At 61.5% G+C, this 19,784-nt stretch carries 19 protein-coding genes; 7 read left to right on the top strand and 12 right to left on the bottom strand.

Annotated features, from left to right (window positions below):
* Position 1 precedes the first annotated feature (1 nt).
* Entirely contained in the window at positions 2–2,281 is a 2,280-nt protein-coding gene (gene ptsP, locus L6D74_RS01410) for a phosphoenolpyruvate--protein phosphotransferase (protein WP_039767884.1), read from the bottom strand.
* Between the two features lie 22 nt (positions 2,282–2,303).
* Positions 2,304–2,783, bottom strand: coding sequence for an RNA pyrophosphohydrolase (locus tag L6D74_RS01415; protein ID WP_003229203.1), 480 nt, complete (start codon positions 2,781–2,783; stop codon positions 2,304–2,306).
* Positions 2,784–2,926: 143 nt separating this feature from the next.
* On the opposite strand from L6D74_RS01415, the gene L6D74_RS01420 reads away from it, so the two are divergent.
* Entirely contained in the window at positions 2,927–3,583 is a 657-nt protein-coding gene (locus L6D74_RS01420; RefSeq protein ID WP_085612008.1) for a histidinol-phosphatase, read from the top strand.
* Positions 3,584–3,687: 104 nt separating this feature from the next.
* Here L6D74_RS01420 and L6D74_RS01425 read toward each other — a convergent pair whose 3' ends face one another.
* Positions 3,688–4,101 carry a DUF2269 family protein gene (locus L6D74_RS01425; protein WP_039767881.1) on the bottom strand — a complete coding sequence of 138 codons (414 nt, stop codon included), beginning with the start codon at positions 4,099–4,101 and terminating at the stop codon, positions 3,688–3,690.
* A gap of 41 nt (positions 4,102–4,142) precedes the next feature.
* The gene (gene ilvA / locus L6D74_RS01430; protein ID WP_011336426.1) at positions 4,143–5,657 is read right to left on the bottom strand and encodes a threonine ammonia-lyase, biosynthetic; all 1,515 of its coding nucleotides are present in this window, start codon (positions 5,655–5,657) and stop codon (positions 4,143–4,145) included.
* A 148-nt stretch (positions 5,658–5,805) separates the two neighbouring features.
* Here ilvA and rpiA point away from each other — a divergent pair, with 148 nt between their 5' ends.
* Positions 5,806–6,480 (top strand): ribose-5-phosphate isomerase RpiA, encoded by a 675-nt coding sequence (gene rpiA / locus L6D74_RS01435; protein ID WP_007953476.1) that lies wholly within the window; start codon positions 5,806–5,808, stop codon positions 6,478–6,480.
* Positions 6,481–6,564: 84 nt separating this feature from the next.
* Here rpiA and L6D74_RS01440 read toward each other — a convergent pair whose 3' ends face one another.
* The 4 genes from L6D74_RS01440 to L6D74_RS01455 all read right to left on the bottom strand — a co-directional run bounded on the left by L6D74_RS01440 (position 6,565) and on the right by L6D74_RS01455 (position 10,888).
* Positions 6,565–7,482 (bottom strand): SdiA-regulated domain-containing protein, encoded by a 918-nt coding sequence (locus L6D74_RS01440; RefSeq protein ID WP_236187524.1) that lies wholly within the window; start codon positions 7,480–7,482, stop codon positions 6,565–6,567.
* Positions 7,483–7,599: 117 nt separating this feature from the next.
* Positions 7,600–8,523 carry an SdiA-regulated domain-containing protein gene (locus L6D74_RS01445; RefSeq protein ID WP_236187525.1) on the bottom strand — a complete coding sequence of 308 codons (924 nt, stop codon included), beginning with the start codon at positions 8,521–8,523 and terminating at the stop codon, positions 7,600–7,602.
* Between the two features lie 264 nt (positions 8,524–8,787).
* On the bottom strand, positions 8,788–9,453 hold the full coding sequence (locus L6D74_RS01450; RefSeq protein WP_007953483.1) for a fumarylacetoacetate hydrolase family protein: 666 nt from the start codon (positions 9,451–9,453) through the stop codon (positions 8,788–8,790).
* A gap of 40 nt (positions 9,454–9,493) precedes the next feature.
* Complete coding sequence (locus L6D74_RS01455) at positions 9,494–10,888, bottom strand: FAD-binding oxidoreductase (RefSeq protein ID WP_236187526.1); 1,395 nt, start codon at positions 10,886–10,888, stop codon at positions 9,494–9,496.
* Between the two features lie 204 nt (positions 10,889–11,092).
* Here L6D74_RS01455 and serA point away from each other — a divergent pair, with 204 nt between their 5' ends.
* Positions 11,093–12,322 (top strand): phosphoglycerate dehydrogenase, encoded by a 1,230-nt coding sequence (serA, locus tag L6D74_RS01460; protein ID WP_007953487.1) that lies wholly within the window; start codon positions 11,093–11,095, stop codon positions 12,320–12,322.
* A gap of 62 nt (positions 12,323–12,384) precedes the next feature.
* Here the strand turns inward: serA and L6D74_RS01465 are convergent, their stop codons facing one another.
* Positions 12,385–12,810: a DUF4399 domain-containing protein gene (locus tag L6D74_RS01465; RefSeq protein ID WP_007953489.1), complete on the bottom strand. Its 426-nt coding sequence runs from the start codon at positions 12,808–12,810 to the stop codon at positions 12,385–12,387.
* Between the two features lie 132 nt (positions 12,811–12,942).
* Between L6D74_RS01465 and L6D74_RS01470 the strand changes: the two genes are divergently transcribed.
* Positions 12,943–13,521 carry a transporter substrate-binding domain-containing protein gene (locus L6D74_RS01470; protein WP_236187527.1) on the top strand — a complete coding sequence of 193 codons (579 nt, stop codon included), beginning with the start codon at positions 12,943–12,945 and terminating at the stop codon, positions 13,519–13,521.
* Positions 13,522–13,532: 11 nt separating this feature from the next.
* Here the strand turns inward: L6D74_RS01470 and L6D74_RS01475 are convergent, their stop codons facing one another.
* Together L6D74_RS01475 and L6D74_RS01480 are read right to left on the bottom strand one after the other, a co-directional pair.
* Entirely contained in the window at positions 13,533–14,018 is a 486-nt protein-coding gene (locus L6D74_RS01475; RefSeq protein ID WP_085647004.1) for a 2-thiouracil desulfurase family protein, read from the bottom strand.
* A 1-nt stretch (position 14,019) separates the two neighbouring features.
* Positions 14,020–14,652 carry a 2OG-Fe(II) oxygenase gene (locus L6D74_RS01480; protein ID WP_007953495.1) on the bottom strand — a complete coding sequence of 211 codons (633 nt, stop codon included), beginning with the start codon at positions 14,650–14,652 and terminating at the stop codon, positions 14,020–14,022.
* Positions 14,653–14,760: 108 nt separating this feature from the next.
* Here L6D74_RS01480 and L6D74_RS01485 point away from each other — a divergent pair, with 108 nt between their 5' ends.
* Positions 14,761–15,513, top strand: a complete 753-nt coding sequence (locus L6D74_RS01485) for a DUF2059 domain-containing protein (protein WP_236187528.1) — start codon at positions 14,761–14,763, stop codon at positions 15,511–15,513.
* A gap of 119 nt (positions 15,514–15,632) precedes the next feature.
* On the opposite strand, the gene bipL is transcribed toward L6D74_RS01485, so the two are convergent.
* Positions 15,633–16,586: a phospholipase BipL gene (gene bipL / locus L6D74_RS01490; protein WP_236187529.1), complete on the bottom strand. Its 954-nt coding sequence runs from the start codon at positions 16,584–16,586 to the stop codon at positions 15,633–15,635.
* Positions 16,587–16,683: 97 nt separating this feature from the next.
* Between bipL and L6D74_RS01495 the strand changes: the two genes are divergently transcribed.
* Both L6D74_RS01495 and L6D74_RS01500 read left to right on the top strand, forming a co-directional pair.
* Complete coding sequence (locus L6D74_RS01495) at positions 16,684–17,262, top strand: DUF6436 domain-containing protein (protein ID WP_236187530.1); 579 nt, start codon at positions 16,684–16,686, stop codon at positions 17,260–17,262.
* A 103-nt stretch (positions 17,263–17,365) separates the two neighbouring features.
* On the top strand, positions 17,366–19,777 hold the full coding sequence (locus L6D74_RS01500) for a penicillin acylase family protein (RefSeq protein ID WP_236187531.1): 2,412 nt from the start codon (positions 17,366–17,368) through the stop codon (positions 19,775–19,777).
* Positions 19,778–19,784 lie beyond the last annotated feature (7 nt).

Consider the following 19,784-nt stretch of genomic DNA (forward strand, 5'->3'; position numbering starts at 1 on the left):
TCTAGAGGGGTTTGGCCGCCGCCGGATTGACCATCTTCGCCAACCCAAGGTTTTTCAGCGCCAATTGCAGCGAGCTGTGGATCACCTGCGGGTTGTCGATGGTCATCAGTTCCGCCAGCAGATCCTTGGCCTTGCTCAGGTTGATCTGGCGCAGCATCCACTTCACCTTCGGCAGGTTGGTGGCGTTCATCGACAGGCTGTCGAAACCCATCGCCATCAACAGCACCGCGGCCGCCGGGTCACCGGCCATCTCGCCGCAGATGCTCACCGGCTTGCCTTCGGCATGGGCGTCGCGCACCACGGTTTGCAGGGCTTGCAGCACCGCCGGATGAAGGTAGTCGTAGAGATCGGCCACCCGTGGGTTGTTGCGGTCCACCGCCAGCAGGTACTGGGTCAGGTCGTTGGAGCCGACCGACAGGAAGTCCACCATCCGCGCCAGCTCTTTGGTCTGGTAAACCGCCGCAGGAATTTCGATCATCACGCCCACCGGCGGCATCGGCACGTCGGTGCCTTCGTCGCGCACTTCACCCCACGCCCTATGGATCAGGTGCAGCGCCTCTTCGAGCTCGTGGATGCCGGAGATCATCGGCAGCAGGATCCGCAGGTTGTTCAGGCCTTCGCTGGCCTTGAGCATCGCGCGGGTCTGCACCAGGAAGATTTCCGGGTGGTCGAGGGTCACGCGAATCCCGCGCCAGCCGAGGAACGGGTTGTCTTCCTTGATCGGGAAGTACGACAGCGACTTGTCGCCGCCGATGTCCAGACTGCGCATGGTCACCGGTTGCGGATGGAACGCGGCAAGCTGCTCGCGGTAGATCGCCAGTTGTTCCTTCTCGCTCGGGAAGCGCTGGTTGATCATGAACGGCACTTCGGTGCGGTACAGACCGACACCTTCGGCGCCGCGCTTCTGCGCTCGCGCCACGTCCGCCAGCAGGCCGGTGTTGACCCACAGCGGCATGCGGTGGCCGTCCAGGGTCACGCACGGAAGGTCGCGCAGGGTATCGAGCCCCAGCGCCAGTTGCTTCTCTTCCTCCACCACCTCGGTGAACTGCTTGCGCAGCACTTCGCTGGGGTTGGTGTAAACCTCGCCCCGTGTGCCGTCGACGATCATTTCGATGCCGTCGACCTTGGCGTACGGCAGATCGACCAGACCCATTACTGTCGGGATGCCCATGGCCCGGGCCAGGATCGCGACGTGGGAGTTGCCCGAACCGAGTACCGACACGAGACCGACCAGCGTGCCTTCCGGCACCTCGCCGAGCATCGCCGGCGTCAGTTCTTCGCTGACCAGAATGGTTTTTTCCGGGTAGACCAGATTCTGCTGACGCTCCTCCTGCAAATAGGCGAGCAGCCGGCGGCCGAGGTCCTTGACGTCCGACGCCCGCTCCCGCAGGTACTCGTCGTCCATCAGATCGAAACGGTTGACGTGGTCGGTGACGACCTGGCGCAGTGCGCCCTGGGCCCACTGCCCGGTCTTGATCACGTTGGTGATTTCGCTGCCCAGCGAGGCATCGTCGAGCATCATCAGGTAGACGTCGAACAGCGCGCGCTCTTCCGGCCGCAGCTGGGTCGCCAGTTTGGCCGACAACGCACGCATGTCGGCACGCACGCCTTCGATGGCGGTCTTGAACAGCGCCAGTTCCGCGTCGATGTCGGTGATGGTCTTGTCCGGCACCACGTCCAGATCCGCCGGTGGCAGCATGACCACCGCGGTACCGACCGCTGCGCCCGGCGAACCCGGGACGCCGACGAACTTGGCTTCCTGGATGCCCTTGCCCTGACGGCCCAGGCCACGGATCGAGCCGGTGGCCTCGGCGTGGGCGATTACGCCGGCGAGCTGCGCGCTCATGGTCACGAGGAAGGCTTCTTCACCCTCATCGAACTGGCGGCGTTCTTTCTGCTGGATGACCAACACGCCGACGACGCGGCGGTGGTGAATGATCGGCGCCCCGAGGAACGAGGCGTAGCGCTCCTCGCCGGTTTCGGCGAAGTAGCGGTAGCGCGGGTGATCCGCGGCGTTTTCGAGGTTCAGGGGTTCTTCACGCGTGCCGACCAGGCCGACCAGACCTTCGTTGGGTGCCATGCTGACCTTGCCGATCGAGCGCTTGTTCAAGCCCTCGGTGGCCATCAGCACGAAGCGGTTGGTCTCTGGATCAAGCAGGTAGACCGAGCAGACCTGGCTGCCCATGGCCTCTTTGACGCGCAACACAATAATCCCCAACGCCGCCTTGAGATCCTTGGCGGAGTTAACTTCCTGGACGATCTTGCGCAGCGTATTGAGCATGGCTCGGGGTCGAACTCCGTCGTCAGTCGCGCGCTAAAAGGCGCGGGGCAAGCTCTTTGAGAGCGCGGCGATACACTTCGCGCTTGAATGTCACCACCTGGCCCAACGGATACCAATAACTGACCCAGCGCCAGCCATCGAACTCCGGTTTACCGGTCAAATCCATCCGCACCCGCTGCTCGTTGGAGATCAGGCGCAGGAGAAACCATTTCTGTTTCTGGCCGATGCACAGCGGTTGGCTGTGGGTTCGCACCAGACGTTGCGGCAAACGATAGCGCAACCAGCCCCGGGTACAGGCGAGAATTTCAACATCTTCGCGTTCCAGGCCAACTTCTTCGTTCAGCTCGCGGTACAAGGCGTCTTCGGGCGTCTCCTCGGGGTTGATTCCCCCTTGCGGAAACTGCCAGGCATCCTGATTGATACGGCGAGCCCATAGCACCTGGCCGGCGTCATTCGTCAGAATGATCCCGACATTAGGGCGGAAACCATCGGGGTCGATCACGGCAACAACCTCGCAAACGCATGTCGCCGCATTGTTCCACAAAGGTTGTGAAGGCGGCAACGAAGGTTCCGAGCTTATGTGCACTCTTGTGAAAAGACCGTATTCTTGTGGCCTTTTTACTGACTTTTCAGCGGGTAACTGCAATGCGCCTGGCTTTATTCGATTTGGACAACACCCTTCTGGGCGGCGACAGCGATCACGCCTGGGGCGATTATCTGTGCGAACGCGGCTTCCTCGACCCGATCGCCTACAAGGCGCGCAACGACGAGTTCTATCAGGATTACCTGGCCGGCAAACTGGATAACGCCGCTTACCTGAACTTCTGCCTGGAAATCCTCGGCCGCACCGAGATGGCCGTGCTTGAGCAGTGGCACAGCGATTACATGCGCGACTGCATCGAGCCGATCGTCCTGCCCAAGGCGCTCGATCTGCTGAAAAAGCACCGCGATGCCGGCGACAAACTGGTGATCATCACCGCCACCAACCGCTTTGTCACCGCGCCGATCGCCGTGCGCCTGGGCGTCGAAACCCTGATCGCCACCGAGTGCGAGATGCAGGACGGTCGCTACACCGGACGCAGCACCGACGTGCCGTGCTTCCGCGAAGGCAAGGTGACGCGCCTGAACCGCTGGCTGGAAGAAACCGGATATTCGCTGGAAGGCAGCTACTTCTACAGCGACTCGATGAACGACTTGCCGCTGCTGGAGCAGGTGGCGAATCCGGTGGCAGTCGACCCGGATCCGAACCTGCGGGCCGAAGCCGAGAAACGTGGCTGGCCCGTCATCAGTCTGCGCGGCTGATATCGCCATCGCTGGCAAGGCCAGCTCCCACAAGGAATTTGTGAACGCATCAGATCAATGTGGGAGCGAGCCTGCTCGCGAACGGGTCGACACGGTGCCAAGCCTCAAACCGGCTTGGCCCCCATCAACGCCGCAATGGCCAGAAATCCGACGCCGCTGACAATCGCCAGCGCCAGATTGAATTTCCGGTTGCCGACCCCGCTTGTCCACAGCCGATTAAGCCGAACAAGCAGCCAGACCGCACTAAAGGTGGCCACGGCATAGATCACGCTGGACCCCAGAATCCAGAACTGCCCTAGTGGCCAGCCAACCAGGTGCACCAGCCACCAGCCGGTGAAAGGCATGCTGAGCACGCCGATCAGCATCAGACACCAGACGAACAGCCAGGGTCGCTGCATCGTGCTGGCCGGCCCTTCGCTGCGATTACGCCAGGAAGCAGCGGCGAGCCCGAGCCCGCTCGCCAGGATTACCACGGTCGCCGCGACGTGAAGGACTTTCAGGGTGGTCAGGGTTTCCATGAATTTCTCTTTCCTTGGGCCATACCCATCAGCGTAGCCGTTCAGCCAAGAAACAGCTGATAGGCCGGGTTGTCGCTTTCGTCCCAGTACGGGTAGCCGATTTCCTCAAGGGCGGCCGGCACCAGATGACGTTCGTCGTGGGGCACTTGCAGGCCCGCCACTACTCGTCCGTCTGCTGCGCCGTGGTTGCGGTAGTGGAACATCGAGATGTTCCAGCGACCGCCGAGCTTGTTGAGGAAGTTGAACAGCGCGCCCGGACGCTCCGGGAACTCGAAGCGCAGCACCACTTCATCGACCACGTGCGCGGCGCGACCGCCGACCATGTGGCGGATGTGCAGTTTGGCCAGTTCGTTGTCGGTCAGGTCAAGCACCGGGAAACCCTGTTCGGTCAGGCTCGCCAGCAAAGCACTGCGCGGGTCGTTGTCCGGGTGGGTCTGCACGCCAACGAAGATGTGCGCTTCGCTGCCATTGTTATAGCGGTAGTTGAATTCGGTGATCTGGCGCTTGCCGATGGCCTCGCAGAAGGCCTTGAAGCTGCCGGCCTTCTCGGGGATGGTCACAGCGATGATCGCTTCGCGGCCTTCACCCAGCTCGGCGCGCTCGGCGACGTGGCGCAAGCGGTCGAAGTTGACGTTGGCCCCGGAGTCGATGGCCACGAAGGTCTGGCCGCTGACGCCGCGCTGCTCGACATACTTCTTGATCCCGGCCACGCCCAGGGCACCGGCCGGTTCGGTGATCGAACGGGTATCGTCGTAGATGTCCTTGATCGCCGCGCAGATTTCGTCGGTGCTGACGGTGATCACTTCGTCGACGTAATCCTTGCAGATGTCGAAGGTGTGCTGGCCGATCTGCGCCACCGCCACGCCGTCGGCGAAGATGCCTACAGTCGGCAGCACCACGCGTTCGCCTGCCGCCATCGCCGCTTGCAGGCAGTTGGAGTCGTCGGGCTCGACGCCGATGACCTTGATGTCCGGACGCAGGTATTTCACGTAGGCCGCGATGCCGGCGATCAGACCGCCGCCGCCCACCGGAACGAAAATCGCATCCAGCGGCTGCGGGTGCTGGCGCAGAATTTCCATCGCCACGGTGCCCTGCCCGGCAATGGTGTGCGGATCGTCGTACGGGTGGATGTAGACGTAGCCTTTTTCGTCGACCAGCTTCAGCGAGTAGGCCAGCGCTTCCGGGAAGGAATCGCCGTGCAGCACCACTTTGCCACCGCGCGAGCGCACGCCTTCGACCTTGATCTCCGGGGTGGTCTTGGGCATCACGATGGTCGCTTTCACGCCCAACACTTTCGCCGCCAGGGCCAGGCCCTGTGCATGGTTGCCCGCCGACGCGGTGACCACGCCGCGAGCGCGCTCTTCGTCGCTCAACTGGGTCAGCTTGTTGTAGGCACCGCGAATCTTGAACGAGAACACCGGCTGCAAGTCTTCGCGCTTGAGCCAGATGTCGTTGCCCAGCCGCTCGGAGAGCTGGCGGGCGTTCTGCAGCGGGGTTTCTACGGCAACGTCATAAACGCGCGAGGTGAGGATCTTCTTGACGTACTGTTCGAGCATCGGAAAGCATCACTGAGCGGGTTGGGCAGGGCCAACGAGTCTAACCCGGCTTTCGGGCGCACGACCACACGAATCCCGAGGTTTTAGCCCGGCTTGAGGCTATAATGCCGGCCTTTCCGTTCTTACCTTGCCCGCTTCCGGAGCCCGCATGACCCAGGATCAACTCAAACAAGCCGTGGCCCAGGCTGCCGTCGACTTCATCCTTCCGAAACTCGACGACAAGAGCATCGTCGGCGTCGGCACCGGCTCCACCGCCAACTGCTTCATCGACGCCCTGGCCCAGCACAAGGGCGCGTTCGACGGCGCGGTCGCGAGCTCCGAAGCCACCGCCGCGCGCCTCAAGGGCCACGGGATTCCGGTGTACGAGCTGAACACCGTGAGCAACCTGGAGTTCTACGTCGACGGCGCCGATGAAAGCGACGAACACTTGAACCTGATCAAGGGCGGCGGCGCAGCCCTGACCCGCGAGAAGATCGTCGCGGCCGTGGCCCAGACCTTCATCTGCATCGCCGACGCCAGCAAACTGGTGCCGGTGCTGGGCGCGTTCCCGCTGCCGGTGGAAGTGATCCCCATGGCCCGCAGCCACGTGGCCCGCCAACTGGTGAAACTGGGCGGCGACCCGGTCTACCGCGAAGGCGTGCTGACCGACAACGGCAACATCATCCTCGACGTGCACAATCTGCAGATCACCAATCCGGTGGAGCTGGAAGCGCAGATCAATGCGATCGTCGGCGTGGTCACCAACGGCCTGTTCGCGGCGCGTCCGGCGGACCTGCTGTTGCTGGGTACTTCCGAAGGTGTGAAAACACTGAAGGCTGAGTAAGCCGAAACTGCCCGTATTTTGGTGGGCAGATGAAAAAACTGTGGGAGCCAGTTTGCTAGCTCCCACATTGTTAGATGGTGCTGGTTAGTTCTGCGCAGGCTTCCTGAAGACATAAAACAGATTCGGCTCGCTCACCAGATACAACGCCCCATCGTCATCCATCGCGATACCTTCCGCCTGCGGCACGGTTTTCTTCAGACCCTGCCGGCCACCGCTCAACGACATGGTGCTCAACGGGCGCCCGTCCACATCCAGTTCCAGAATCAGTCGCGACTCGTCGGACAGCGCCAGTAAATGACCGCTGCGCTCGTCGTATTGCAGGCTCGACAGATCGCGCACGAACATCCCGGCATCGCGCTTGGGATTGTTGATCACGTGTACTGCGTAGGATTTTTCCGGATTGAAGTGCGGGAAACCGTGCACTTCATAGATCAGCATCGGGTCCCGCTCCTTGGCCACGAACAGGCGCTTGCCCACCGAGTCGTACGCCAGGCCTTCAAACCCCTTGTTGCCGCTCATGTGCACACCGAGGGTCATTTGCTCGGCGTCCGCCGCATCAAGGAACGTGGTGTCGTGCTCCAGATGGATCTTGATCAGGCGCTGCTGGCGCTCGTCGGTGATCACATAGGTGTCGGCGCTGATGAACTCCACCGCCTCCGGATCGCCGAAGCCGATCAAGGCGACACGGCGCAGGATCGTGCCGTCCAGCGACAGCTCGATCAGTTCGGCATTCTTGTTGGTCACGGTGAACAGGCTCTTGCGCACCGGATCGTAGGTCAGCGCGGACACGTCGTCGTTCAGCCCATCGATGACTTTCGCTTCAATCTCTGCCCGATATTGATCCAGCCCGATGGACTGGCTGCTCATCGGCTGCCAGAGCGTATGCAGGTTGAACCAGGCACGCTCGAACAGGCGCATGTATTGGCCGATCGCAATCAATGCGATCAGGGCAATCATCGACAGGATGATGAACAGAGGCTTGGGGCGGGCAAGTCGACGCATTCGGGCAGGCTCGGAGTCAAAACAGGCGGATGAAATATCACGCCTGTCTGAACTGAAGCTTAATGGCCACTTGCCTCAGGCCACAACTCCACAGGTCTGCAATCGCTGTAGGAGAGATTACTTCTGCTTTTCGAAGCGGTAGAACAGGTTCGGCTCGCTGACCATGTACAGCGAGCCCGCCTCGTCCATGGTCACGCCCTCGGCGCGGGGAATGGTTTTCTTCAAACCGTTGAAACCGCCGAGCAGGGTCATGAAGCTGACTTGTTCGCCCTTCTCGTCCAGCTCCAGCAACAGGTGCGAATCAGCGGACAGAACGAGGGTGTGACCGGTGCGAGGATCGATCGCCAGGGCCGACAGGTTACGAATATCGAGTTCGTCGCTGTCGAGTTTCTGCTTGTCACCCATTAGCTTCTGGCTGCCGTCGCTTTTCCAGGTGAACAGCGCGGGTGGACGCTCTTCGCCCAGCAGCAGTTGCTGGTTGCGGGCGTCCCAGGTGATGGCTTCGAAGGCCTTGTTCTGGTCTTTCGAGGGGCCGAGATCGTATTTCGGGAAATCGTCGCGCTTCAGTTCGCGGGTGTCGGCATCGACCTTGACGATGGAGAGCAGGTGCTCGCGCTCATCGACAATCGCCATCAAGCCGTTTTCCATCACCGTCAGGCCTTCCGGATTGCTCCAGCCCACCAGGGGCATCTTGCGCAACACGTCGCCCTGCAGGGTCAGCTCGACCAGAAACGGATTCTTGCCCATCACCGAAAACAGGGTTTTGGTCTGCGGGTTATAGGACAGGTCCGAAGCCTCGTCCTTTTCCATCCCCGGCAGCAGTTTGGCGTCGATGACCACCCGGTAGTCCGGGAGCCAGACGCTTTCCTGTTTCTCGGACGTGCTTTCGAAGCGTTCCAGCACCCACAGCACACCCCGGTCATCCCAATGCATGGCAAACGCCAGCCCGTACACAGCGGCGGCTGCCAGCAACAACCAGGAATACCAGCGCAGGGCGAAGCGTGAACGGCGGGCGGGTTTGAGCTGAGTTTGAGATGACATCAAAGGACGCGTTCCGAAAATTCAGGCTACGGGTAATAGCACAAAGAGGCCGGCTCAGACGCCAGAATGACCGGAATTATCCGGACAGAATGTGAAAAAAACGGCAAATGGCCGGAATGCCTTATGTGTTTGCGAGCTGCAACATAAAAACAAATGTGGGAGCCAGCCTGCTGGCGATGGCGGTGTATCAGTCGAATGAAACATCAACTGACAGTCTGTCATCGCCAGCAGGCTGGCTCCCACATAGGCATTTCAGTGTTGCAGTCAGCGAACGCTGCTGGTGAAGCGACTGGCGCCCGGCAGTTCCAGCACGATCTCATCACCGACATTCAGCGGGCCGACGCCCACCGGCGTGCCGGTCAGGATCACGTCACCGGCCTGCAGCGAGAAGCAGCCGGCCATGTGCTGGATCATCGGCACGATCGGGTTGAGCATCGCGCTGCTGTTGCCGTCCTGGCGCACTTCGCCGTTGATGGTCAGGCGAATGCCGATGTCGGTCAGATCGGCGAAAGTGCTGCCGACCACGAACGGTGCAATCACCGCCGCGCCGTCGAACGACTTGGCGATTTCCCACGGCAGGCCCTTGGACTTGAGCTCGGCCTGCTTGTCGCGCAGGGTCAGGTCCAGCGCCGGGGCGAAACCGGAGATCGCGTCCAGCACTTCTTCGCGGCTCGGTTTGGTCGACAGCGGCTTGCCAATCAACACGGCGATTTCCGCCTCGTAATGCACCGAGCCACGCTCGGTCGGAATGCTGAAACCGCCTTCCAGCGGCACTACGCAACTGCCCGGCTTGATGAACAGCAACGGCTCGGTAGGCACCGGGTTGTCCAGTTCCTTGGCGTGTTCGGCGTAGTTACGGCCGATGCACACCACTTTCCCCAGCGGAAAATGAATCCGCGTACCGTCGACATACTGGTGCTGATAGCTCATTACCGACTCCTGCCTTTATTGATTCATCAGGGATTGCCAATCAAACCGCGAAAATCTTGCCCGGGTTCATGATGCCGTTCGGGTCGAACACCGCCTTGACCGCTTTCATGTATTCGATTTCCACCGGCGAGCGGCTGTAGGTCAAGTAGTCGCGCTTGGTCATGCCCACCCCGTGTTCGGCGGAAATCGAACCGTTGTACTTCTCGACGGTTTCGAACACCCACTTGTTGACGGTGGCGCACTTGGCGAAAAACTCGTCCTTGCTCAGGTTGTCCGGTTTGAGGATGTTCAGGTGCAGGTTGCCGTCGCCGATGTGACCGAACCAGACGATTTCGAAGTCCGGGTAGTGTTCGCCGACGATCGCATCGATTTCCTGCAAAAACGCCGGGACTTTCGAGACGGTGACCGAGATGTCGTTCTTGTACGGCGTCCAGTGGGAGATGGTTTCAGAGATGTACTCGCGCAGCTTCCACAGGTTCTGCAACTGGGTTTCGCTCTGGCTCATCACGCCGTCCAGCACCCAGCCCTGCTCCACGCAATGCTCGAAGGTTTCCAGGGCGGTGTTGGCCACTTCTTCGGTGGTCGCCTCGAATTCCAGCAAGGCATAGAACGGGCAGTCGGTTTCGAACGGCGCCGGGACATCGCCCCGTCCCATGACCTTGGCCAGGGCCTTGTCAGAGAAGAATTCGAACGCGGTCAGGTCGAGTCGGCCCTGGAACGCGTGCAGTACCGGCATGATCGAGTCGAAATCGGCGGTGCCGAGGACCATCGCGGTCAGGTTTTTCGGCGCGCGATCCAGGCGCATGGTGGCCTCGACCACAAAACCGAGAGTACCTTCGGCGCCGATGAACAGCTGCCGCAGGTCGTAACCGGTGGCGTTCTTGATCAGATCCTTGTTCAGTTCCAGCACATCGCCCTTGCCGGTCACGACTTTCATGCCCGCCACCCAGTTGCGGGTCATGCCGTAGCGAATGACCTTGATTCCGCCGGCATTGGTGCCGATATTGCCGCCAATCTGGCTGGAACCGGCGGAAGCGAAATCCACCGGGTAGTACAGATCATGTTCTTCGGCCGCGTTCTGCAATTGCTCGGTGACCACGCCCGGCTGACAGACGGCGGTGCGGTCGGTCAGGTTGATGTCGAGAATCTGATTCATGTAGTCGAACGACACGACCACTTCGCCATTGGCCGCCACGGCTGCGGCGGAGAGCCCCGTGCGCCCGCCCGACGGCACCAGCGCCACTTTGTGTTCGTTGGCCCAGCGGACGACGGCCTGCACCTGCTCGATGGTCTTGGGAAACACGATGGCGCTGGGCGCCGGGGCGAAGTGTTTGGTCCAGTCCTTGCCGTAAGCGTTCAAGGAGTCGGCATCGGTCAGGACTTTGCCAGGCTCGACCAGGTTCTTCAGTTCATCAATCAGGGCAGGATTGGTCATCGACGGAACTCTCGAACAATTCATGGTCATCCTGAGAACGCTTCACGTCGCAGGAATGAGTGTTTAGCGGGGTGGCTATGCTAGCATACCGACCCCGCAGGCCAGTGCCCAAGGCCGGCTCTGCGGTGACGGCTTTCTTGTCGTCCAGGTCAATGTCTGTTGACCATTTCCTGCCATTTTTCTCCGGGATACAGGTTTACGCAGATGAGCAAGACTTCTCTCGATAAGAGCAAGATCAAGTTCCTTCTTCTCGAAGGCGTCCACCAATCGGCTGTCGACGTCCTCAAGGCGGCGGGCTACACCAGCATCGAATACCTGACAGGCTCCCTGCCGGAAGCCCAGCTCAAGGAAAAGATCGCTGACGCTCACTTCATCGGCATTCGTTCGCGCACCCAACTGACCGAAGAGATCTTCGATCACGCGAAGAAACTGGTCGCGGTCGGCTGTTTCTGCATCGGCACCAACCAGGTTGACCTGGAAGCGGCCCGCGAACGCGGCATCGCCGTGTTCAACGCGCCGTACTCCAACACCCGCTCCGTTGCCGAGCTGGTGCTGGCCGAAGCGATCCTGCTGCTGCGCGGCATCCCTGAGAAAAACGCGTCCTGCCACCGTGGCGGCTGGATCAAGTCCGCAGCCAACTCCTTCGAGATCCGTGGCAAGAAACTGGGCATCGTCGGCTACGGCTCGATCGGTACTCAGCTGTCGGTCCTGGCTGAAGGTCTGGGCATGCAGGTGTTCTTCTACGACACCGTGACCAAGCTGCCACTGGGCAACGCGACCCAGGTCGGCAACCTGCACGAGCTGCTGGGCATGTCCGACATCGTCACCCTGCACGTTCCGGAAACCGCTGCGACCCAGTGGATGATCGGCGAGAAGGAAATCCGCGCCATCAAGAAGGGCGGCATCCTGATCAACGCTGCACGCGGCACCGTGGTCGAGCTGGATCACCTGGCCGCTGCGATCAAGGACAAGCACCTGATCGGCGCCGCCATCGACGTGTTCCCGGTCGAGCCGCGTTCCAACGACGAAGAGTTCGAAAGCCCGCTGCGTGGCCTGGACAACGTAATCCTGACCCCGCACATCGGCGGTTCCACCGCTGAAGCACAGGCCAACATCGGTCTGGAAGTGGCAGAAAAACTGGTCAAGTACAGCGACAACGGTACTTCGGTATCGTCCGTGAACTTCCCGGAAGTGGCCCTGCCGGCTCACCCTGGCAAGCACCGCCTGCTGCACATCCACGAGAACATCCCGGGTGTGATGAGCGAGATCAACAAGGTCTTCGCCGAAAACGGCATCAACATCTCCGGTCAGTTCCTGCAGACCAACGAGAAGGTCGGCTACGTGGTAATCGACGTCGACGCCGAGTACTCGGAGCTGGCGCAAGAGAAGCTGCAACACGTCAACGGTACCATCCGTAGCCGTGTGTTGTTCTGATCAAGCGTTGAGCGACAAAAAAGGGAGCCCTCGGGGCTCCCTTTTTCATGCTCGCGACAACGTCATTCGACGTTGACGGTGATCTTCTTCGACACGATCGGCGGATCGAACGCCATGTGGCCGCTGTCACCCAGCTCCAGTTGCAGGGTGTGCTTGCCCGGCGCGAGTTTGATGTCGGCCTGGGTCTGCGCCTTGCCGAAGTGCATGTGGTTGGCGTCGGTCGGCACCACGGAACCGGCCGGGACGATTTCCTTGGCATCGATCAGCAGATGGTGATGACCGGTGTTCTTGGTGACGTCACCGGCCGGTGCCAGCGCGATGTCCTTTACACCGAACTTGACCGTGAAGGTCTGCGGAACCGTGGCTCCGTCCTCGGGAGAAACGATGAACACTTCGGCGCCTTTCGGTGCCGGTGTGGCCGCACTGGCCAGTACCGAAACACCCATCAGCACACCGGCCAACGCTGCACGTGACATAAAGCTTTTCATTTTCTTCTCCAGTTTTTCCGTAAAATCCGCACGGTCATGACAACTTCATGACCATTCGTTGTCGAAGGCACTCGACAACCATAGCAAAGCGAGCCTGGAAAACAGGCCGATATCGATTTCAAAGGAGTGACCATGCGTTTTCTGCCTGGCCTGATCTGCCTGCTTCCCCTTCTGAGCCCTCTGGCTCACGCCGAACTGATTGATGACGTCTACGACCGTGGCGAGTTGCGCATAGCCCTTGAGGCTAATACACCGCCCTTCAATTTCAAGGACGGCGACACGCTCACGGGGTTCGAGGTCGAGCTTGGGCAACTGCTGGCCAACGAACTGGATGTGCGCGCCGACTTCATCGTCACCGACGAGGCTGATCTGCTCCAGGGCGTCGAAAGCGGCAAGTACGACGTCGCGCTCAACCACATAGCACTGACATCCGAGCTCAAGGATCGTTTCGACGTCAGCGAACCTTACACGCAGGTCAATGCACAATTGCTGGCGAAAAAGGACGAGCAGCCTCGGCCGATGGTACTGGTGCAGACGCTGACAGAAGAGAAACCGAAGGTCGGTCCGCCGGTAGATCTGGCGATTCCGTTTCAGAAGGGCAACCCGGCGTTTCACGCGAGTCTGGAGAATGCCTTGCAGCGGATCAGGGCGGATGGGCGGCTGGAGGCGTTGTCGCAGAAGTGGTTGAGTGTGCAGACTACGGAAAACTGAAGTGAGCGTGGCTAGTCGAGCAAGCTGAGGGCCTGTGCGGCTTGCGGCAGTTCGAGTTCGCTGAAGACCTGCACCCCATGGCGCTTCAGCAAAGCAGCAGTAACCCCCTCGCCGCTGACCTTCACCCCACTGAACGTACCGTCATAGGTCAACAGATTCCCGCACGAAGGACTGTTGGCCTTGAGCACTGCCACCCGAATCCCGTGCTGTTGCACCAGCGCCAACGCCTGGTGCGCACCGTCGAGAAACTGTGCGCTGACATCTTCGCCCTCGGTGGTGATCACCGAGGCGAGCCCGTCCAGCACTTCGCGGCCCTGCCCGCCCGGAATCTCCGCCGCCGCGCGTGGCGTCGGCAGACCACCGGCGACTTCCGGGCACAGCGGCACTACACGTCCTTCGGCAATCCACTGCTCGAGCAGATCGAACGGCCCGCTGGCCCCTCCGTCATAACGCACGCGATGGCCCAGCAGGCAGCGACTCACAAGAATCCTGTGCATCTCAGAACGGCTCGTTGCCACGACGGCGGAACCAGCCTGTCAGCGACAGCCGCTCGCGGCTGGCTGGCAATACTTCGTGAGGGACTTCGCCGGAGAGAAACACCACCAGACAACCGCCCGTAGGCTGTACGTCATGAACGCGGTCATTCTCCAGGTACATACGCAGTTGCCCGCCATCCTCCGGCAGCCAACCGTCATTGAGGTAGATCACCGCCGAGACCATGCGCCGGTCATCGTCGCGGAAACGGTCGACATGCTTGCGATAGAAAGCACCCGGCGGGTACAGGGCGAAGTGGCACTCGAAGTCTTCCAGCCCGAGGAACAGGCCCCGGTTGAGCGCTTCACGCAAGCTGTCCATCAGGTTCAGGTAACGGTCACTGGCCTCGGCCTGACCGGGGTCGATCCATTGGATATGGTCGCCACGAATCCCCTCGCGGATCTCCGAAAACGGGCCACGTCCGACCCCCGCCGGCGCCAGTTCACCTTCGGCGTCACGTTTGCGGCACTCGGCCGCCAGTGCGCGGGTCAAATCCGCAGGCAGGAAAATGTTCTGCTGCGACCAGCCGCGCTCGGCCAGGTCGTCGACGATACGTAACAGCAGCGGGTGATCAGAGGATATTTGCATGGCGCGCATAGTATGCCTGCGGCAAGAAATCCGACAGAGCCACGCGGCGGCTTGATACGAATTCTCGACAAGTACTGGCACCGCACGGAGAATAGTCGGCTGCCGACAGGAGTCCTTATGCGCCGTTTGCTTTTTTCACTGTTGATGTTCTGCGTTTTGCCCGCCTGGGCGGACGGCTACGACCAGTTGTACAAGGTCGCCGGCTGGCCAGAACAACGCGCGCATTTCAACGACGCCCTGAGTGCCGCGCAGCAGCGTTACCAGAACAGCCTGCCGCCGGCGGTGTTTCAGGCGCTGGTGAACAACAGCAACCAGCGCTTCGCCCCCCAGGCCGTGGATCAACGCGCCGAAGCGCAACTGCGCAAGAACCTCGCCGATCCGCAACCGGCCCTGTCGTTCTTTCAGTCACCGCTGGGCAAGAAGATCGTCGCCGCCGAACTGCTGGCGACCCGCCGCGATCAATTGGCAAAAAACGCCAAGGGCCTGCCGAAGATGCCGGCCAGCGACAGCCGCCTGCTGATCATCGGCCACCTCGCCCAGGCCCTGCCCGCCCGTGAAGCCGGTGCCGAAGTCAGCCTGGCGATTGCCGGCGTGGCGGCGGACAGCCTGAGCTCGATGATCCCCGGCCTGCTCGGCGGCGGTCAGGCCCAGGGCATGTTGAACGGTCAACGCCAGCGCCTGATGGATCAGATCGGCGCCGACCTGAACAACACGCTGCTGTACGTCTATCGCGACCTGTCGGATGAAGAGCTGGAAGAGTTCGCGACCTTTGCCGAATCCACCGAAGGCAAGGCTTACTATCAGGCCGCGCTGGCCGCGATCCGCGCCGGGCTGGCCGTCGGCCAGAGCACCTCGAATCTCACCCAGTGATCTTTACGACCTGACAGACCGCCTTCGCGAGCAAGCCCGCTCCCACATTCGACCGAGTTGATGCTGGATGAGCACGGTTAAATGTGGGAGCGGGCTTGCTCGCGAAGGGGCCTTCAGGATCACGAGTGATTCCGCCCATTGATCCGCTTGCTCAAGAACTCGAAATACTCCTCGCGCATTTCCGCCGTCTCATTGGCCAGGTGATGCCGCGCCTCGGCCAGCAACAGAATCTGTGGCCGGTCGAACTTCCACTTCAACACCTGCAGGTTGTGCTGCCAGTCCACGGTCATATCCGCCTGGCCCTGAACGATCAGCGGCCGGCGCGGACTTTTCTTCGCGTATTCCACCCGGTTGATCCAGCGTGACAATGCCCCGACCCACGCGGTCGGCAAGCGTTTTGGCTGCAACGGATCGGCCTGCAGAAACGGCAGGAAATCCGGGTCATTGGAGTTCTCGCTGAAACGCCGGGCGATACCCCTGACAAAAGGCCTGAGCAGGTAATAACTGAACTGCGACCAGCCCCAGGCACGCGGACGCACCAGCGGCGCCAGCAGAATCAACTGCCCCTGCGCCGGGCTGTTTTCACCATGATTGAGCACGTGATCGACAATGATCGCCCCGCCGGTACTTTGCCCGCACAGGTGCCACGGCTGCGGCAGGGCAATCGAGCGCGCTTCGGCGAACAGGCCTTGCAGTGCATCCTGATATTCGGAGAAGTCGCGGATGCTCGCCCGCTCGCCGCTGGACAGACCATGCCCCGGCAGATCGCAGGCAATCACCGCAAAACCCTGATCCAGCGCCCACTCGATCACATGCCGGTACAGGCCGGTGTGATCATAAAAACCGTGCACCAGAAACAGCGTGGCCCTGGCCGTTTCCGCCGGCCACCAGCAATGGCTGACCAGCTGATAGCCATCGATGTCGAACCGGCCCATGCCGCGCCAGACATCACGTTCCGGAAAGTCGGTCTTGTAGAACCGCTGATACGCCTTCGCCTCCTCGGACAACGGCTGCCACTCGGCCAGAGGCTTGAGGCTCGCACGCAGATGATCGGGATCGAAAGCAACAGACATGGGCAATTCCAGAACGGTAAACGGACTTTATCGGCCTGCGATATTCATCTGTCGCGGCAAGCATGGCAAGCTAGCCGGCCTTCGAGGAATCAAAACCATGCGTTCGCCCTACCGCACCGCACTGTTTGCCAGCCTGCTCGCCATCGTGTGTGCCGGCGTACTGTGGGCCGCGTACGACTGGTTTCAGGGCCGCTACCTGCGCGCCTTCAGCGAACACACCGCGGTATTTTCCGGCGATCCGCTGCGCCTGCCCGCCGACCTCGCCGGCCCCGGCAACATCCGTCTTGTGCACTTCTGGGATCCGGCCTGCCCATGCAACGTCGGCAACCAACAGCACCTGACCGAGATGGTCGAACAGTTCGGCCCCAGGGGCGTGGAATTCTTCGCGGTGCAGAAGGCCGGCAGCCACGGCCAGTTGCCCGCCACCCTGAGCAATCTTAAAACCATCGCGGTGCTGCCCGGCTCCGAACAGATTCCCGCCAGCCCGGCCGTGGCGATCTGGGACCGCAGCGGCAGACTGGCGTACTTCGGCCCGTACAGCGAAGGCCTGACGTGCAACTCCAGCAACAGTTTTATCGAACCGATCCTGCAAGCGTTGAGTGATGATCGCCCGGTCAATGCGACTCATACGTTGGCGGTTGGTTGCTACTGTCCGTGGCCGGCGGAGACGAAGTAAGGCATTCCGGACTTTTCAAGGACGGCGATGCGCAGCACACGAGGCGTGTGCTAATTGTTTGCAGCCCGCACGGGCGGCAATCCCGAATGCACAAGGAGTCACCATGAAACGCGTCTTCACCGTTCTTGCCTTGCTCATCGTTGTCCTGCTCGCCGCCGGCGGCTGGTATGTCTACAGCAAGCAACCGACGCGTCAGGGCCAGGTGGAGTTGCGCAACCTGCAAGGTTCGGTGACCGTGCGTTACGACGAGCGCGGTGTGCCGCACATCCGTGCCGAAAACGAAACCGACCTCTACCGCGCCCTCGGTTATGTGCACGCCCAGGATCGCCTGTTTCAGATGGAGGCCATGCGCCGTCTCGCCCGGGGTGAACTGGCCGAAGTGCTCGGGCCGAAACTGCTCGACACCGACAAACTGTTCCGCAGCCTGCGCATCCGCGAGCGCGCCGCCAGTTACGTGGCCGGCCTCGACAAGCAGTCCCCGGCGTGGAAGGCCCTGCAAGCCTATCTGGACGGCATCAATCAATATCAGGACTCGCATGCCGCGCCGATCGAGTTCGACGTGCTGGGCATCCCCAAGCGGCCGTTCACCGCCGAGGACAGCATCAGCGTCGCCGGCTACATGGCTTACAGCTTCGCCGCCGCGTTTCGCACCGAACCGCTGTTGACCTACGTGCGCGATCAACTGGGCGCCGACTACCTCAACGTCTTCGACCTCGACTGGCAGCCCAAGGGCGTCCTCGCCAAGGGCCACGCCAGCAGCGTACCGACCCTCGCCGCCGAAGACTGGAAAGACCTGAACACCCTCGCCCGCGTCAGCCAACAGGCGCTGATCGACAACGGCCTGCCGCAGTTCGAAGGCAGCAACGCCTGGGTGATCGCCGGCAGCCACAGCAAGAGCGCCAAGCCCTTGCTGGCCGGCGATCCGCACATTCGCTTTTCGGTGCCGTCGGTGTGGTACGAGGCGCAACTGTCGGCGCCGGGCTTCGAACTCTACGGTCATCATCAGGCGCTGGTGCCGTTTGCCTTTCTCGGCCACAACCTGGATTTCGGCTGGAGCCTGACCATGTTCCAGAACGATGACCTCGATCTGATCGCCGAGAAGGTCAATCCGGACAACCCGGATCAGGTCTGGTATCGCGGCCAGTGGACCGACATGGTCAAGACCGAGCAGCAGATCGCGGTGAAAGGCCAGGCCCCGGTGACCATCACCCTGCGCCAGTCGCCCCACGGGCCGATCGTCAACGACGCCCTCGGCAGCGCCGCCGGAAAAACCCCGATTGCGATGTGGTGGGCGTTTCTCGAAACACCTAACCCGATCCTCGAAGGCTTCTATCAGCTCAACCGCGCCGACACTCTGGCCAAGGCCCGCGCCGCAGCGGCCAAGGTGCAGGCACCGGGACTGAACATCGTCTACGCCAACGCCAAGGGCGATATCGCCTGGTGGGCCTCGGCGCTGCTGCCCAAGCGTCCGGCCGGGGTGAAGCCTGGCTTCATTCTCGACGGCAGCAGCAATCAGGCGGACAAGGACGGTTACTTCCCGTTCAGCGCCAACCCACAGGAAGAGAACCCGGCGCGGGGCTATATCGTCTCGGCCAACTTCCAGCCGGTGTCACCGACCGGCATGGAGATTCCCGGTTACTACAACCTCGCCGACCGTGGCCAGCAGCTCAACCGCCAGCTCGCCGACAAGAACGTGAAGTGGGACAACGAGGCCAACCAGAAGCTGCAACTGGGCACTACCACCGGTTACGGCCCGCGTCTGCTGGCGCCGTTGCTGCCGGTGCTGCGTGAAGTGACGGGCAATCCCGCCGAGCAGAAGCTGATCGAACAATTGGCCCAATGGCAAGGCGACTATCCACTGGATTCGGTCAGTGCGACGGTGTTCAACCAGTTCCTGTTCAACCTCGCGGACGCGGCAATGCGCGATGAGCTGGGCAATGATTTCTTCGAAACCCTGCTGTCGACCCGAGTGATCGATGCCGCCCTGCCCCGGCTGGCGGCGAATGCCGATTCGCCGTGGTGGGACAACCGCGGCACGCCGAACAAGGAGACCCGCGTCGACACCGTGCGCAGCGCGTGGCAGGCCAGCATGACGCACCTGAAGTCGACCCTCGGCGACGACGCTTCCGGCTGGCAATGGGGCAAGGCGCATACGCTGACCCATGGTCATCCACTGGGCCAGCAGAAGCCGCTGGATCGCATTTTCAACGTCGGCCCGTTCGCCACACCGGGCTCCCATGAAGTGCCGAACAACCTCTCGGCGAAGATCGGCCCGGCGCCGTGGCCGGTGACCTACGGCCCGTCGACCCGGCGCTTGGTGGACTTCGCTGACCCGGCTCACAGCCTGACCATCAACCCGGTCGGCCAGAGCGGCGTGCCGTTCGACAGTCACTATGACGATCAGGCGGAGGCCTATGTGGACGGGATGTATGTGCAGGCGCACTTCAGTGATGAAGAGGTGACGGCGAATACGCGCACTACGTTGAAGCTGTTGCCGGCGCGAGCGGCGCAATAGGTGTCGC

Origin of the sequence: Pseudomonas pharyngis, assembly GCF_021602345.1 — a bacterium.
Taxonomy (GTDB): domain Bacteria; phylum Pseudomonadota; class Gammaproteobacteria; order Pseudomonadales; family Pseudomonadaceae; genus Aquipseudomonas; species Aquipseudomonas pharyngis.